This is a genomic window from Streptomyces sp. NPDC058459 (assembly GCF_042721685.1).
Taxonomy (GTDB): Bacteria; Actinomycetota; Actinomycetes; order Streptomycetales; family Streptomycetaceae; genus Streptomyces.
On sequence record NZ_JBHXLV010000042.1, the window covers coordinates 1 to 15,146 of the forward strand.

Sequence of the window (15,146 nt, forward strand, 5' to 3'; positions counted from 1 at the left end):
GGCCTGCTCCGTTCAGCGCTTGGCGACGAAGACGTGGGAGGCGACGCTGGAGGCCAGCTCGGCCGCCTCACCGCCGCTGCCCACCAGTACGCCACCCGCCGACTCGGTCACGCTGACCACCGAGCCGGGCTGCACGCCCGCCCGCCGCAGCGTGTACATCAGCTGGGCGTCCGTCTGGATCGGCTCCCCGATCCGGCGCACCACGACCGTCTTGCCGTCCGACCCGGGGTCCAGGTCCGCGAGCGAGACCATGCCCTCGTCGAGGAACGGGTGGGCGCCGTCCTTCTCGCCCAGCTCCTCCAGACCCGGGATGGGGTTGCCGTAGGGCGACTCGGTGGGGTGGCGCAGCAGCTCCAGCACGCGGCGCTCCACCGCCTCGCTCATGACGTGCTCCCAGCGGCACGCCTCCGCGTGCACCTGCTCCCACTCCAGCCCGATCACGTCGACGAGCAGACACTCGGCGAGCCGGTGCTTGCGCATCACGCGCGTGGCCAGCCTGCGGCCCTCGTCGGTCAGCTCCAGATGGCGGTCGCTGGCCACGGACACCAGTCCGTCCCGCTCCATGCGGGCCACCGTCTGGCTGACGGTCGGGCCGCTCTGGTCGAGCCGTTCCGCGATGCGGGCGCGCATGGGGACGACGCCTTCCTCTTCCAGTTCGAGGATGGTGCGGAGGTACATCTCCGTGGTGTCGATCAGTCCGGACATACGTGCCCCTCGATTACCTCTGCCGAAAACTCACCGCTCCCGGGCGCGTGCGCCGGCCCAGGACTCAATTCTGCCGGATACCACCGACAATCGTGCCGCGCAGGGGAAACGCCGGAGAAACAGCGGGAACCAGCCGCCTTCGGCCGGGAACCGCGGGCCGTATTGACACCGCGCTGGTCCAGACCGCACGGTGATCCGCGACACCGAGGCGCGAAGGGGCACCTTATGAGTGACGGCACGCCGGCCGACCTGTTCCTCGACGCCGCGATCGGCCTGCTGCGGCGGGTGCGCGAGGAGGAGCGCGGGGCCATCGCCGCCGCCGGGACCCTGCTCGCGGACACGGTCGTGTCGGGCGGACGGCTCTTCGCCTTCGGCGCCGGCCACTCCTCGCTGCCGGCCCAGGACGTCGTCTACCGCGCGGGCGGCCTCGCGCTGATGAACCTGCTCGCCGTCCCGGGCGCGGTCGGTGTCGACGTCACGCCGGCCGTCCTCGGCTCCGCCCTGGAGCGGGTCGACGGCCTCGCCTCCGCCGTGCTGGACAGCTCCCCGCTGCGCGACGGGGACGCCCTGGTGATCATCTCCCTGTCCGGCCGCAACGCGCTGCCGGTGGAGATGGCCCAGCACGCGCGTGCCCTGGGCGTCAAGGTCATCGGCGTCACCTCGGTCGCCTACGCCACCGAGACCGCCTCCCGGCACTCCTCGGGCACGTTCCTGAAGGACCACTGCGACGTCGTACTGGACTCCAAGATCGCGGTCGGGGACGCGGAGCTGACCCTAGGCACCGTCCCGGCGCCCTTCGCGCCCGCCTCCACGGTGGTCACCTCGGCCCTGATGCAGTCCGTACTGGCGACGGCCGCGGCCACGCTGGCGGACCGGGGCGTGGAGCCCCCGCTGCTGCGCTCGGGGAACGTGGACGGCGGGCACGAGTGGAACGCCCGGATCATGGAGAAGTACGGCGACCGGATCTTCTACCACCACTGAGAACTGAGAGCGCCGTCCCTCTGCCGCCGTCGGCGGGTCAAACCTGCCCCGTGCCCCGTGCCGCGTCCGCCAGGTCCAGCGCGCCGGCGATGCGCGCGGCGACCTCTTCCGCGTACGTCGTGTCCGAGCGGTCGAAGCCGTCGCGGGAGGTGCCGCGCAGGAAGGTCAGCACGCCCAGGGTGCGGCCCCGGCTGCGCAGCGGGGTGCACAGCGCGTGGACGGTGTCGGCGGGCCAGTGCCGGGTGCGGGCCCAGTCGTTCGCCCGCCCGGCCGGTACCCCGTCCACATCGGCGCGTACGGTGCCGCCGCGCTCGGTGCACCGGGGTGCCGGGTGGTCCGGGGCGTAGCGGACGGGCAGCCCGGTGTGGACGTCGGCGCCGGGTGTCCCGGCGGGCGTGGCGGCGAGCCGCTCCAGCCGTACCGTCTCCCCGCGCGTGTCGGTCAGCCGGTCCAGCAGGGCGTGGTCGGCGAAGCCGGCGAGGGCGAACTCCAGATGGACGACGGCCGCCTCGGCGGGGTCCTCGCACTCGGCGGCGGACCGGGCCGCACGGTGCAACTGGTTGGCGCGGAACCGCAGCAGAGACGCCTCACGCTCACCATGCCGGGCCTCGGTGACGTCCTGGAAGAGCCAGCCGACCCCGAGCGGCACCGGCTCCTGCCCCAGCGGCGAGGCCAGCCGTACGAACCCGCTGCGCCAGCAGCGCCGCCGCTCCCCCTCGGCCGTACGCACGGTCAGCCACAGCTCGATGGGGCCGGGCGGCGCGCCCTCGGCGAGCACATGGGTGAGCGCGTTCTCCAGTTCCTCGACGCCCCGCGCGAGGACTTCGCCGAGCGGCCGCCCCAGCGCGCCGGTGCGGCCGACGCCCAGGGCGCGGGCGGCGTGCGCGTTGACGACGGCCGGGCGCAGGTCGGCGTCGATGAGGACGACGCCCCAGGCCGCGTCCTCGAACAGGGCCTCGCTCAGCGCGATGGACCGCTCCAGGTCGATCTGGGTGTGCACCTCGCTGAAGGCGCAGTACAGGCCCGCCGGGCGGCCGTCCGGCCCCCGTACCGCGGCCGACTGGGTGCGGACGAGGACGCGGCGGCCGTCCTTGGTGACGAGGGCGAACTCGTGGACCTGGCGGCCGGGTGCGCGCATCGCGGCCCGCAGCCGCTCGCGCACCTCCTCGGCGTCGGCGCTGCGCACCGCCCAGCCGGCGAAACCGGGCTGCCCGACCGCCTCGGCCGCGCTCCAGCCCAGGATGCGTGTCGCCTCGCGGTTCCAGTGGGTGACGGTGCCGTCGGCGTCGAAGGCGCACAGCGCGGCGTCCATGCCGTCCAGCAGGGCGGCGAGCAGATCGGCGCCGCCCGGTCGCTCCGGGCCCAGCTCGTCGGTGGTCCCACTGTGCCGGGAAGCACTCACCCTGGTCCCCCTTGCACGATCCGTCCGGCTGACGGCGTCGATGGTCATTCAACTCGACCGTGAACCGGCCCACACGCGGTTCCGCCAGATTGCGGCGGTGAAAATCACTTGAACCTCGCGTGCCCGTTTTTTAGGCTGTCGGTACACGGAAGGGAGGTGGTTCGGCAGATGTATGGAAACCGGACGCGTGAGGTGGCTGCGGGCTAGCGGCCCGTCACCACACCGAGTGCGGTGCCGGACCGGCGCGTGATCCAGGCGTGCGGCCGGCCCAATCCCAGCAGTCACCCGACCCGCGAGTTCGCCGGCCCGTCCGGCCGGCTCCCCCGCCACACGGCGGAGGAACCAGAACTCGCGGGTCGTTCCGTCTGCGCGCTCACGGGCTGAGCCGTTCGACGGCCCAGGAGCCGTCCGGCGTGGCGGTGTACCGGAGCCGGTCGTGCAGCCGGTTCTCCCGGCCCTGCCAGAACTCCACCGTCTCCGGCGCGACGCGGAACCCGCCCCAGTTCTCCGGCACCGGCACCTCCTCGCCCTCCGGGTACCGGGCGGCCAGCTCGGCGTAGGCGTCGTCCAGCACCTCGCGCGAGCCGATGACCGTGGACTGGGCGCTGGCCCTGGCACCGAGCTGGGAGCCGTGCGGGCGGCTGTGGAAGTAGGCGGCGGTCTCCTCGCGGCTGGTGCGCCGGGCGATCCCGCCGACGATCACCTGGCGGGCGAGGGGGTGCCAGGGGAAGAGCAGCGAGATGTGCGGGTTCCCGGCGAGGTCCCGGGCCTTGCGGGAGCCGTAGTTGGTGTAGAAGACGAAGCCGTCGCCGTCGTAGCCCTTCATCAGGACCGTGCGGGAGCTGGGGCGGCCGGTGGGGCCGACGGTGGAGACGACCATGGCGTTGGGCTCGTAGAGCGTGCCCAGGACGGCGGCGCGGGCGGCGTCCGCGAACCAGCGGGCGAACTGGTCCATCGGCCGGGCGGCGAGTTCGTCCTCGCCCAGCCCGTGCGCCAGGTACTGCTCGCGCATGAACGCGGGGTCCACGGCCGGGTCGGGCTTCGGTGTGAGATCGCGGTCGGTCACGGTGGTCATCCTGCCGCATCGTACGAACGTGGCACTGAGTGCCGCAAGGACTCCCCAAGAGTGGCACTCAGGGCTATCGTGCTGTTCCCGCCTCCCGTAACGGGTGACCCCCGTGCGTGTGGGGCACTACCGGTGATGACCGCCACCGACCCAGACTGAGGAGCCGCCTTATGTCCGCGTTCGTACCCGGACTAGAGGGAGTCGTCGCGTTCGAGACCGAGATCGCCGAACCGGACAAGGAGGGCGGGTCGCTCCGCTACCGGGGCGTCGACATCGAGGATCTGGTCGGGCACGTGTCCTTCGGGAACGTGTGGGGGCTGCTGGTGGACGGCGCCTTCGCACCGGGTCTGCCGGCCGCCGAGCCGTTCCCGATCCCCGTGCACTCCGGCGACATCCGGGTGGACGTGCAGTCCGCGCTCGCCATGCTGGCGCCGGTGTGGGGCCTCAGGCCGCTGCTGGACATCGACGCCGAGCAGGCCCGCGACGACCTCGCCCGCGCCGCCGTCATGGCGCTGTCCTACGTCGCCCAGTCCGCACGCGGGCAGGGGCTGCCGATGGTGCCGCAGTCGGAGATCGACAAGGCCCGCTCGGTCGTGGAGCGGTTCATGATCCGCTGGCGCGGGGAGCCGGACCCGAAGCACGTCGCCGCCGTCGACGCGTACTGGACCTCGGCCGCCGAGCACGGCATGAACGCCTCCACCTTCACCGCGCGGGTGATCGCCTCCACCGGTGCGGATGTCGCCGCCGCGCTGTCGGGGGCGGTGGGTGCGATGTCGGGGCCGCTGCACGGGGGCGCCCCCTCGCGCGTGCTGGGGATGATCGAGGAGATCGAGCGGACGGGTGACGCCGTCGGGTACGTGAAGAAGGCTCTGGACCGGGGCGAGCGGCTGATGGGGTTCGGGCACCGGGTCTACCGGGCCGAGGACCCGCGGGCGCGCGTGCTGCGGCGGACGGCGCGTGAGCTGGGTGCTCCGCGGTTCGAGATCGCCGAGGCGCTGGAGAAGGCGGCGCTGGAGGAACTGCACAACCGGCGGCCGGACCGTGTGCTGGCCACCAACGTGGAGTTCTGGGCGGCCATCATGCTCGACTTCGCCGAAGTTCCGTCGCACATGTTCACTTCGATGTTCACCTGTGCGCGGACTGCTGGGTGGTCGGCGCATATTCTTGAGCAGAAGCGGACCGGGCGGTTGGTGCGGCCTTCCGCGGAGTACGTGGGGCCTGGGACTCGGAAGCCTTCTGACATCTCCGGGTTCGAGAATATCGCCCACTGAGTGGGTGGTCGGGGCGCGGAGAGCGGCTGGCCCCCGTTGGGGCTGGTCGCGCGGTTCCCCGCGCCCCTGAGGTACCTACGCGGACGTCAGTAGATTCGCGTGGTGCCTCTCCGCCACCAAAGGGTGCGCTCGGAGCTTTCCCTTCAGCTCGTTGTAGCCGTATTCCGCGAAAAGCGGGTTGGACGGGTCCGTCGACACGCCTCGGGCCTTTTCCGCGTGCGGGAAAGGCAGGGGGGCTATTTTCGCGTCCAGGGCCGGGTTGTAGAAGAAGGGGACCGAGAAGCGCTCGGTGGTGGCGGGCGGGCTCACCACGCGGTGGTTGGTGGCGACCAGGTAGCCGTTGGTGGCGACCTCCAGGAGTTCGCCGAGGTTGACCACGAACGCGCCGTCCAGGGGCGGGACTTCGTGGAAGCGGCCGTCGTCGCGCTGGACCTGGAGGCCGCCGACCGTGTCCTGGAGGAGCAGGGTGAGGAAGCCGTAGTCCTTGTGCGCGCCGACGCCCTGGTCGGTGCCGTCGCCCGCGCTGCCGGGGTAGCGGACCAGCTTGAGGTGCGGGTGGGCGTGGGCACCGAAGACCGGGTCGTAGAAGCCGGCCGGGGCGCCGATGGCGGTGAGCAGCTCGCGCAGCAGGCGCTGGGCGACCGCGCTGAGCTTCTCCACCCAGGCGAGCGCGGCGGCGCGCAGCTCGGGCAGGGCGGCCGGCCACTGGTTGGGGCCCTGGAGCCACCAGTACGGCGGCTCGCCGGGGCCGGGCACGCGGGCCGGGCGCTCGGCGCCGATGTCGAGCTGGTCGCGCCAGTCCCGGGCACCGCCGGTCCGCTCGTCGCCGGTGCGTGTGTAGCCCCGGAAGTGCGGGGAGTTGACGTTGTCCAGGGCGAGCCGGTCGGCCTCGGGCAGCGCGAAGAAGGCCCGCATGGCCGAGGTCAGGGCGTCGGTCTCGGCCCGGGTCACGCCGTGCCCGGTGAGCTGGAAGAAGCCCACGTCATGCGCCGCGCTGTGCAGCCGGGCGTGGAACAGGGCCCGCTCCTCGGGACTGCGGTCGGCGGCCGAGAGGTCGATGATCGGGAGCTGGGCGTACGACAGGTCCGTCGCATGAGTCGTCATGGTGCGTCCGCGAGGTGTACGGGGCACGGGCAGCCGCGAGGAGTGTGGCGGCCCCCTGGTGCCGGACGAGGAGAAGAAGAAGGCGGGAGAGAGGGGGCTGGGTCAGGCGGAGCGCCGACAGCCCATGCTCGTGACACGCACGTAATCCACGTGGCGGCGTCGGACGAGCATCGGAAGCATGGGCCCAGAGTACTGCGGACCTTCGATTTCGAGCGTGACGCCGGTCACCCCCAAGCTTCCGGGCTCAGGTTCGGGGCTCAGGTTCCGGGCTCAGGTTCCGGGCTCAGCCGAGGGTGCCGTCCAGCAGGGCCCCCCACTGGGCCACGACCCGCTCGCGGCGGGCGGTGTCGTCGGTGAGCAGGGTGGCGAGGCCGAGTCCGCGCGCCATGTCGAGCAGCCCCTGCACGCTCTCGCGTACCCCGGGACGGGCCTCGTCGGCGCCGAGGAGTTCCACGGCGATCCGGTGGCTCTCCCGGCCGACCCGGGCCTCCAGCTCGGTCACCCGGCCACGCAGCTGCTCCTCGTTGGCGGCGGCCACCCAGAGCTGGAGCGCGGCCCGGAAGAGCGGGCCGGTGTAGAGGCCGACCAGGGCCGCGACCACGGCCCGGCGGTCGCCGGGCCCGTCCGGGAAGAGGTCGCGCAGGGCGCTGGAGCGGCGTTCGGCGACGTACTCGACGGCGGCCGTGAACAGGTCCTCGCGGGTAGGGAAGTGGTGCTGGGCCGCGCCCCGCGAGACGCCCGCGCGTTCGGCGACGACCGAGACCGTGGAGCCCGCCCAGCCGTGTTCGGCGAGGCAGGCCACGGCGGCCTCCAGCAGCCGCAGCCGGGTGGCCCGGCTGCGGTCCTGCTTGGGTACGCGGTCGCGTGCCGCCGTACTCACACCACCCATGCCGCATCCCGTCTCTCCAGGAAGGCCGTCATCCCCTCCCGCGCCTCCGGGGCGGAGAACAGCCGGGCCGAGAGCGCGGTCAGCTGGGCCGCGTCCCGGTCGAACATTTCCAGCACCCTAGCCGTGAGCAGCACCTTCGTCGCGGCCAGGGCCTCGGGCGAGGACCGGCGCAGGCCGTCCAGCACCGGGGCGAGTGCCTCGTCCACGTCGTCGCCGGTGAGCGCGAGCAGACCGAGCCGTACGGCAACAGTGCTCGGTGACGGTCCGCCGGGGGGAGAGCGGGCCGCGCAATCCTCTGATCAGCGAAGACAGCGGAGCATCACCGTGAAATTGGGACTATCAGGGAAGGGCTGACGGTTTCCGATCTTCCGGTACTCCCACGTCTCGTAGAGAGCCTGCACCTTGGGATGGCCGGGGTCGACCAGGAGCACGGCCAGGGCCTCCGGCCTGTTCTCCACCAGTGCCATATGCAGGCGCTCGGCGGTGCCGGTCTTGCGCCATCTCGGCCGAACCATCAGCTCAGACACACTGAACGTGGAGTCGTCTGCCGGCGGCTCCGTCAGGTGCTCACGCCACCACTCGCGGCCCGGCGCGGCCGGAGCACCGTACGCGCATCCCACGGGTTCGCCGTCTTCGTATCCGATGACGCACGCGAAGCCCGGATTGCCTCCCCAGTGGTCCACGAACCACGGGAACCGCTCGTCGAACTCGGTCATGTCGTCGGCATAGGCGTCGGCGTGGACGTCAATGAGGGTTTGCCGGATCCCGGGAAGGTCGTCGTGGCCGTAGTGACGGAGTTCGACGGTCGCCGTGGTCATGCGGGGGTGCTCCATTCGGTCCGGTAGCGGTCGGTCCACTCGTGCGCGACACGCGGGGGCGCAAGGGTGATCAGGTCGCGGTGGAAGTCGCCCAGGAGTCGGCGCATGCGGCCGGGGAGCGGGTCATCGGCCATGATCTCGAACACGGCCGCGCCGGTGGCGCATGCCTGCTCGATGTCGCCCTGGTGGAGCTGGGCAAGGGCCAGACGTGCGGTGGTGTGCCCGCGGTTACGCCGGTAGCTGTGCTGGAGTGCGCCGAGCGCCCGGTGCGAGGCGGCCTCAGCCTCCACCGGATCACCGACGACATCCCGCACGATCGCGGTGAGCGAGTACAGCTCAGCGGGCCCGTAGAAAACGATCCAGGTCGGGCGCGGGTCTGCCAAGTCAACCTTGCTCAGGGCGTCTTCGGCGCGGCCGAGAGAACGCAGGGCCGCTGACGGTCGGTCTCCGGCGTGCGCGAGACTGATTGCGGTCCGGGCGTGCGCGAGAGACGCATGCAGAGGGGAGCGACGGGCAATGGTCGTCGTCTGCATGGCCTGTGCGGCGGCGATGGCTTCGACGTGGTCGTCGCGCTGACGGGCGAGCATGGCCCGGAGGTTCCAGACCTGCATGGACATGTCCGGGTCCTGGGACATCCCGGCGAGGGTCAGTGCGCGATCCAGGTTCCTGCCGGCGGCGTCGAGCTGCCCGGCGTCGATCATCGACCATGCCGCCGTCGAGACGAAGTCGGATGCGACGGCGTACAGGCGTTGGCGTACGCGCTGCGTGGCGGCGCGCTGTTGGAGACTCAGAGCTTCTTCGGCTCCGGCGAGTGCTGCGCGTTCCAGGGCGGTGTGTCCGCCCCGCGCGGCGTCGAGCTGGACGAGGGTTTCCACGCTGTCCCGTAGCCGGATGACATCGGAGGTGCCAACGCGCTGCGGGCGGGAGTCCGGGGAGGCGATGAGCGGTGCGGCGACGGCGGCGACGGTGCCGGTGGCCGCGCCGACGAACCGGCGGCGGTGCACTGAAGGGTCCTCCGGTAACGCTGCTGGGGGTAATGGCGTAGTCGTGAGCTTCCCCCGAGGCACGAACCCCAGGTCAGTGGGGGTCAGGCCGGTGACCCGTTCGAGCGCGATGCGTTGGCGCTCCTGGGGCCACCGGCTCTTGCCGGCCAGCCACCGGTACCCGGTCCGCTCAGACGTGGTGCCCTGACGGCCGGTGAAGCCGTGGATGGCGTCGTTCACGGCGTCCACCAACTCCTCAATCGACATGCCGTGACGCTCAATCCAGGCGGCCAGGTGCTCGTTTCTGGTCTCCGCCATGCGCTCACGGTAGGCGGTGCGGAGTACCACGGAAAGTAAAAGGCGAGCCAATTCGTCAGTGCGCGCGCAGGCACTCCGAGCGATTTCGTCATGTCCGCGGTGGGGTGACTGTGGGTTAGCTGGTGTGTACGGCTCCGCTCGTGCCTCAGTCCCGCGAGGGGCACGGGCGGGGCATCGGACTTGACGTGAGCGCGAGGCAACTGACATGACGACGCGCAGCACAACCCCACACCCCACGCCGCCGGGGCTGGTGGACGCTCCCAACATCGACCGCGACCGGCCGACGAACCGGCAGCGCGCGGGTACGTCGTGCGCCGGGACCGCGTCACCTCGACACCCGGCCGGTGACCTGTACGCGTGCGATCCGTGCGCGGCGATGTACGGCGTCCCGGCGGTGACGCCATGAGCCGTGACGACGCCGCATTCCCGGCCGCACTGGACTGCTGGACATCTACGGACTGGCGGGAGTACCGGGAGCGGGTCGGTGACGGCGAGGGCTCCGCAGCGGCGATCGACGTTATCAACCGGCGCCGTCAGCGGCCCGCGTGGGAGGCGACCGGCACGGAGGCGACCCGGTGACCGCAGAGCACCGCGCCGGGGTCGGTGACCTGGTACGCGACCCCGGACGATCCCGCGTGGGCGTCCTCACGGATGTTCGCCGCGGTACGCCGGTCCTGCGCCCGCAGTACGGCGACGGCCGCACCGCCGGGGCCGTATCACTCGGCTCGGTCGTGGCGGGGCTCGCCCTCAGGGCGGCACAGGTACATACAGCTCGCGCCGTCGTGTCGGTCGCGGTCCAGCCGGACCGCCCGTCTGCGGATGTGCTCCCGGACCGGCGCGCCCCCCACACGGACCGGCACGGCGACCGGCCACCCGCTTTTGATCCCCGTCGACGGGCCCGCACATCCCTCGCCGCCCTACCGCTGACCGCCAAGGAGACATCTTGACCGCCACCCCGTTACCGCAGACCGCCGACCTGTTCGCACTCAGCGCCGACCGCATCCGCAGCGCCGCCGGCACCCTGTGGCCCGGCGAGCCACTGACGCTCGGCGATCACGTCCCCTCGGTCACCGGCTACGTACAGCGCGCCGGCATCGGCGGCCGAAGCGTGTTCGCGAAGGACTCGATCCTTGGCCTGTCCCTCGTCTCCGTGCTGCGCGGTGTGGCCGGTGACCGCGACACGGTCCGTGCGGCGCAGGCCGCTTACGCCTCTTCTCCCGGCTCGCTGCTCGCTCGGGAGGCCGCGCAGCTCCGCGTCCTGGACGCGGTCGGCGTCCGGGTCGGCCGGTGCACCGGCTACGCGGCCGGAGTGCTGTTCACCGAGCCCACAACGGGCCCGACCCTCGCTGATCTGATCGTCGAAGACCCGGCGCGGACCGGCGACCTGCTCGGCGCCACCGTGACCGCTCTTGAGGCTCTCCAGCACCCGCAGGTGGCCGCTCTGATCGACTCTGCGGCGATCCCCGAGCGCAGCATCGACAGCACGTTCCGCAGGAAGTTCAACGGCGTCTCGGGCCGTCTCTACATGAGCCGTCTCGGCGTTGACCGGCTCGACGAGCGCTCCCGGCAAAGCGTCGCCGCGGTGGTCGGCGTGGTCGTGGCCCGGCTGCTGAAACTCCGCCTCACTCCGCCGATCGGCCCTGCGGTGATCGTCTACGGCGACTTGAAGCCGGAACACATCCTGTGGCCCGACGGCCCTGCGGAAGCGCCGTCGTTCATCGACCCAGGCCTCTCGCGCGGGCCAGCACACCACGACATCGCGAAACTCGTCTCACGCACGGTCCTCGCACTGATCACCGCCCCGCACGTGGACGGCCCGGCCGTCACGGTGGCGGACGGGATCGCCGCGTTCGTGGCCGGGCAGACGCGCCCGCTGGGCGGGGCCATGCGGGGCCTGTGGCTGCGCCAGCTGCTCGTGACGTGGCTGATGGACACGGTGAACATCCTCTCCACCTACCTCAGCGCCCCCGCCACGCTGCCGCTGCCCGAGCGCGTACAAGCCGTCATCGACCGGACAGAAGCGCTGTGCACGCTGCTGGACCTGGTGAGCGCGGCCCTTGTGTCCGGGACCGACCCAGACACCGCGTGGCTTCTCGCCCTGCGGACCGTGACCCGGACGGCGGCCCGGTGACCGGCCACACGGTCGGCATCGTCGGCGCCGGCGCGGTCGGCCAGACCGTCGCCGCGCTCCTCGTCGGCGAGCCCTGGTGCTACCGGCTGCTCATCACCTCCCGCACGGCCGAGAACTCCGCTGGTCTGATCGCTGATCTGGAGGACATGGCCCACGTCGTCCACTCCGACACCCGCGCACAGGCGGCCACCGTCACCGAACTGGACCAGGCGGACGCCGTGGTGATCTGCCCCCGGGCCACGTTCGCCAACACCGCAACCCGCGACGTGCGTATGGCCGGACTCGACGCGAACGCCCCGCTGATCGCCGAACTCGGCCGCAAGCTCAGCGGCTACACGCGCCCCGTCGTCGTGGTGACCAACCCCGTGGATGTCCTCTCACGGCTCCTCGCCACGATCAGCGGAGCCCCCACGTACGGGATCGGATCGGCAACCGACACCGCCCGCTATCGTGCCGCCCTCGCAGCCCATCACCGCGTACCCGTCTCGGCCGTGGACGGCTACGTGATCGGCGAACACGGTGACGGTGCGGTCATCTGCGCCTCGACCACCACCGTTCACGGCGCCCCGTGCACCGTGCCACTGGAGCTGATCCGCGGCGAACTCGCCGACCGGCCGCGCCGGATCAACGCCGGGACAGGCCGCACCAGGCACGGCCCGGCCGCTGCCGTTCTGTCCGCCCTGCGCAAGCTCCTGGACGTCGAGGACGGAACCGATGTCCTGTCCGTCGACCACGGGGGCGTGTGGCTCGGAGTCCGGTTACACATCCGCGCAGGTCGCCCGACTGTTCAGCCTCTGACGCTGGACCCCCAAGAGACTGCGGGCCTGCTCACGGCCCGCACCAGACTCCAAGCCGCCTACAGCCAAATCAGTCACTACGAACAAGGAGCCCGTACGTGTCTCTGACCGCGATCCGCATCCACGCCGACACCGCGACCGTCACGGTCGCCAGCCGAACGGCGGCGATCACCGATTGGTCCGCGCGCTACTTCGGACCCTGGTGGAACGCCGCTGCCGCCGACGACCCGGGTCCCGGTTCCCTCACCGGTGGGGGCCTGGTCCTCGCCGACACCGACCCGGGCCGCGTGGACGACATCGCCGCCCTCGTCGCGGACCTCAGCCCCGAAGAGACCACCTACGCGAACGCCCGGACACTCGTTGGCCGCGCGGACGGCATCACCCACGCCGTGCAGCCAGACGAGCGGATCGGCTACCAGGCCAACGGCCGCCGCCTGGTCATCGTCGGCGATGCACTCGAACCGGTCGCCGTCGCCGCCGCCCGCCTCGCCCGCGAACTCGTCCGGGGGCAACTCCTCGCCGACGGATGGACCGTGCTGCACGCCTCCGCCGCCACCCGAAACGGTGACGCTGTCCTGACCCTCGGCGACAAGGGTGCGGGCAAGACCACGGCCGGGCTCCTCCTCGCCCTGGGCGGGTGGGGCCTGCTGGCCAATGACCGCGTCTTCGTCCGCCCGGAGCCCGACGGCCGGGTGAGGGTGCTCCCATGGCCGTCCGCCGCCGCCCTCGGCCTCGGCCTGCTCGATGCGACCGGCCTGTACGACCAGGTGCGGGAAAAGGTGCTCGCCGGCGGACAGCTCCACCCCACCCAGCACCCCACGGTGACACAGGCTCTCGTGGACGACCGCCGCGAACCGCTGTGGAAGGACACCGGAAAGGAGCTGAAGCCCCAGTTCTTCCCCGATCAGCTCGGCTCATGGCTCGGCCTCACCCTCGCCACCGAGGCTCGCGCGGCCGGTCTCCTCTTCCCGGCCATGAGCCCTGACGCGGTTCCGGCTCTCGTGGAGAACGGACGGACGCTCACAGACGCGGATGTGTTCGACCGGACGACCGAGGACCGCTACCCCGACATCTTCGACCTGACCCCCACGACCGCGACCGGCACACAGGCCCTCGCCCAGCATCTCGCCCGGCTGCCGCGCCGGTCGCTGCTCCTCAGCCACGACACCAAGGCGTCCGCCGCGCTGCTGACCACGACCGCCGAGGAGATCATCACCGTCCGCTGAGCGGTTCCCCCGCCTGCCGGCCCCCGGTCGACCCGAAGGCCCCGAGAAGCCGCACGGGGGACTGACCGTCCTCAAGGACAGCGTCATGTCCTGTGCCTGCAACGGCTGTTCGGCGAGTTGCACCGCCATCGCACGGCTGCCCTCGGCACGCTGCCATGCCGTCTCGGCCGGGGGCGTGGCCGTAGAAGGAGATCTCCCCTGTCCTGCGGAACACGGTTCCCCCGAACGGCATTGGGTCTAGTACGACTTGGGCAGGCCGAGGGTCTGGTGGGAGACATAGTTGAGGATCATCTCCCGGCTCACCGGGGCGATCCGGGCCACCCGCGCGCCGATGATCAGCGAGGCGAGCCCGAACTCGCGGGTCAGGCCGTTGCCGCCGAGGGTGTGCACGGCCTGGTCGACGGCCCGTACGCATGCCTCGCCGGCGGCGTACTTGGCCATGTTGGCGGCCTCGCCGGCCCCGATGTCGTCCCCGGCGTCGTAGAGGAGGGCAGCCTTCCGCATCATCAACTTGGCCAGTTCCAGGTCGATGTGGGCCTGCGCGAGAGGGTGCGCGATGGCCTGGTGGGCGCCGATCGGGGTCTTCCAGACGGTGCGCTCACGGGCGTACTCCAGCGCCTTGGTGATGGCGTAGCGGCCCATCCCGATGGCGAACGCGGCCGTCATGACGCGCTCCGGATTGAGCCCGGCGAAGAGCTGGAGCAGCCCGGTGTCCTCTCCCCCACTGCCGAAAGCGTGGGAGGGGCTCCCACCCACCAGCGCGTCGGCAGGCAGCCGCACGTCGTCCAGGACCAGCTCCCACTGTTTCTCGGGGGCGCTCAGCTCCATGTCGATCGGGTTGCGGGAGAAGCCCTCGGCGTCGCGCGGGACGATGAACAGGCAGGGCTTCAGCTTGCCGGTGCGGGCGTCCTCGGTGCGGCCGACGATCAGGACGGCGTCGGCGTGGTCCACCCCGGAGATGAAGACCTTCCGGCCGGTGAGCAGCCAGTCGTCGCCGTCCCGGCGGGCGGTGGTGGTGATGCGGTGCGAGTTGGAGCCGGCGTCGGGCTCGGTGATGCCGAACGCCATCAGCCTGGTGCCGTCTGCGAGGCCGGGGAGCCAGGTGCGCTTCTGGTCCTCGGTGCCGAAGCGGGCGATCACCGTGCCGCAGATGGCCGGGGAGACGATGAGCATGAGGAGGGGGGCTCCGGATGCGCCCAGCTCTTCGAGGACGATGGAGAGTTCGGCTATGCCGCCGCCTCCGCCGCCGTACTCCTCCGGGAGGTTGACGCCGAGGTAGCCCGACTTGGCCGCCTCTTGCCAGAGTTCGGTGGGGTAGCGGCCCTCTGCTGTGACCTGGGTGATGTAGTCGCGGCCGTAGCGCTTGCCGAGGGCGGAGACTGCTCTGCGGAGGTCCTGGTGTTCTTCGGATTCGATGAGGGGGGTCACCTTCTGCTCCTTCGCGTGCGGCTGCTG

14 protein-coding genes and 1 pseudogene are annotated in these 15,146 nt (G+C 71.6%); 6 read left to right on the top strand and 9 right to left on the bottom strand.

What is annotated here, in order from left to right; all coding sequences use genetic code 11:
* Positions 1-12: 12 nt before the first annotated feature.
* Entirely contained in the window at positions 13-705 is a 693-nt protein-coding gene (locus ACFWN1_RS11180) for a metal-dependent transcriptional regulator (protein ID WP_384359920.1), read from the bottom strand.
* Between the two features lie 225 nt (positions 706-930).
* Between ACFWN1_RS11180 and ACFWN1_RS11185 the strand changes: the two genes are divergently transcribed.
* Entirely contained in the window at positions 931-1,686 is a 756-nt protein-coding gene (locus ACFWN1_RS11185) for an SIS domain-containing protein (protein ID WP_384359922.1), read from the top strand.
* 37 nt (positions 1,687-1,723) lie between these two features.
* Here the strand turns inward: ACFWN1_RS11185 and ACFWN1_RS11190 are convergent, their stop codons facing one another.
* Positions 1,724-3,088 (bottom strand): PAS domain-containing protein, encoded by a 1,365-nt coding sequence (locus ACFWN1_RS11190; protein ID WP_384359924.1) that lies wholly within the window; start codon positions 3,086-3,088, stop codon positions 1,724-1,726.
* 373 nt (positions 3,089-3,461) lie between these two features.
* A complete protein-coding gene (pdxH, locus tag ACFWN1_RS11195) occupies positions 3,462-4,154 on the bottom strand; it encodes a pyridoxamine 5'-phosphate oxidase (protein WP_384359982.1) in 693 nt (230 codons plus the stop codon).
* A gap of 170 nt (positions 4,155-4,324) precedes the next feature.
* On the opposite strand from pdxH, the gene ACFWN1_RS11200 reads away from it, so the two are divergent.
* Positions 4,325-5,425 carry a citrate synthase 2 gene (locus tag ACFWN1_RS11200; RefSeq protein WP_384359926.1) on the top strand — a complete coding sequence of 367 codons (1,101 nt, stop codon included), beginning with the start codon at positions 4,325-4,327 and terminating at the stop codon, positions 5,423-5,425.
* 75 nt (positions 5,426-5,500) lie between these two features.
* Here the strand turns inward: ACFWN1_RS11200 and ACFWN1_RS11205 are convergent, their stop codons facing one another.
* The 5 genes and pseudogenes from ACFWN1_RS11205 to ACFWN1_RS11225 form a co-directional block, all read right to left on the bottom strand.
* Entirely contained in the window at positions 5,501-6,529 is a 1,029-nt protein-coding gene (locus tag ACFWN1_RS11205; protein WP_384359928.1) for an isopenicillin N synthase family dioxygenase, read from the bottom strand.
* Between the two features lie 283 nt (positions 6,530-6,812).
* Entirely contained in the window at positions 6,813-7,418 is a 606-nt protein-coding gene (locus tag ACFWN1_RS11210) for a TetR/AcrR family transcriptional regulator (RefSeq protein WP_384359930.1), read from the bottom strand.
* Positions 7,406-7,663: pseudogene (locus ACFWN1_RS11215) on the bottom strand (enoyl-CoA hydratase); the annotation flags it as partial. The pseudogene ACFWN1_RS11215 and the gene ACFWN1_RS11210, both read right to left, overlap by 13 nt.
* Positions 7,664-7,717: 54 nt before the next feature.
* Positions 7,718-8,236 (bottom strand): GNAT family N-acetyltransferase, encoded by a 519-nt coding sequence (locus ACFWN1_RS11220; protein WP_384359932.1) that lies wholly within the window; start codon positions 8,234-8,236, stop codon positions 7,718-7,720.
* Positions 8,233-9,537, bottom strand: a complete 1,305-nt coding sequence (locus ACFWN1_RS11225; RefSeq protein WP_384359934.1) for an XRE family transcriptional regulator — start codon at positions 9,535-9,537, stop codon at positions 8,233-8,235. The genes ACFWN1_RS11220 and ACFWN1_RS11225 overlap by 4 nt, the downstream gene beginning before the upstream one ends.
* Positions 9,538-9,939: 402 nt before the next feature.
* Here ACFWN1_RS11225 and ACFWN1_RS11230 point away from each other — a divergent pair, with 402 nt between their 5' ends.
* The 4 genes from ACFWN1_RS11230 to ACFWN1_RS11245 all read left to right on the top strand — a co-directional run bounded on the left by ACFWN1_RS11230 (position 9,940) and on the right by ACFWN1_RS11245 (position 13,691).
* A complete protein-coding gene (locus ACFWN1_RS11230) occupies positions 9,940-10,116 on the top strand; it encodes a hypothetical protein (protein WP_384359936.1) in 177 nt (58 codons plus the stop codon).
* 364 nt (positions 10,117-10,480) lie between these two features.
* Positions 10,481-11,668 (top strand): phosphotransferase, encoded by a 1,188-nt coding sequence (locus tag ACFWN1_RS11235; RefSeq protein ID WP_384359938.1) that lies wholly within the window; start codon positions 10,481-10,483, stop codon positions 11,666-11,668.
* Entirely contained in the window at positions 11,665-12,573 is a 909-nt protein-coding gene (locus ACFWN1_RS11240) for a 2-dehydropantoate 2-reductase N-terminal domain-containing protein (protein WP_384359940.1), read from the top strand. Before ACFWN1_RS11235 ends, ACFWN1_RS11240 begins: the two co-directional genes overlap by 4 nt.
* Complete coding sequence (locus ACFWN1_RS11245) at positions 12,564-13,691, top strand: hypothetical protein (RefSeq protein WP_384359942.1); 1,128 nt, start codon at positions 12,564-12,566, stop codon at positions 13,689-13,691. The genes ACFWN1_RS11240 and ACFWN1_RS11245 overlap by 10 nt, the downstream gene beginning before the upstream one ends.
* A 237-nt stretch (positions 13,692-13,928) precedes the next feature.
* On the opposite strand, the gene ACFWN1_RS11250 is transcribed toward ACFWN1_RS11245, so the two are convergent.
* Positions 13,929-15,119 carry an acyl-CoA dehydrogenase family protein gene (locus ACFWN1_RS11250; RefSeq protein WP_384359984.1) on the bottom strand — a complete coding sequence of 397 codons (1,191 nt, stop codon included), beginning with the start codon at positions 15,117-15,119 and terminating at the stop codon, positions 13,929-13,931.
* Positions 15,120-15,146: the final 27 nt, after the last annotated feature.

What these genes read in the sequence shown, in the direction of transcription:
- ACFWN1_RS11220 (WP_384359932.1), bottom strand. Translation starts at nt 8,236, where the DNA reads ATGACCACGGCGACCGTCGAACTCCGTCACTACGGCCACGACGACCTT.
- ACFWN1_RS11180 (WP_384359920.1), bottom strand. Translation starts at nt 705, where the DNA reads ATGTCCGGACTGATCGACACCACGGAGATGTACCTCCGCACCATCCTC.
- ACFWN1_RS11205 (WP_384359928.1), bottom strand. Translation starts at nt 6,529, where the DNA reads ATGACGACTCATGCGACGGACCTGTCGTACGCCCAGCTCCCGATCATC.
- ACFWN1_RS11230 (WP_384359936.1), top strand. Translation starts at nt 9,940, where the DNA reads ATGAGCCGTGACGACGCCGCATTCCCGGCCGCACTGGACTGCTGGACA.
- ACFWN1_RS11185 (WP_384359922.1), top strand. Translation starts at nt 931, where the DNA reads ATGAGTGACGGCACGCCGGCCGACCTGTTCCTCGACGCCGCGATCGGC.
- ACFWN1_RS11225 (WP_384359934.1), bottom strand. Translation starts at nt 9,537, where the DNA reads ATGGCGGAGACCAGAAACGAGCACCTGGCCGCCTGGATTGAGCGTCAC.
- ACFWN1_RS11210 (WP_384359930.1), bottom strand. Translation starts at nt 7,418, where the DNA reads ATGGGTGGTGTGAGTACGGCGGCACGCGACCGCGTACCCAAGCAGGAC.
- ACFWN1_RS11200 (WP_384359926.1), top strand. Translation starts at nt 4,325, where the DNA reads ATGTCCGCGTTCGTACCCGGACTAGAGGGAGTCGTCGCGTTCGAGACC.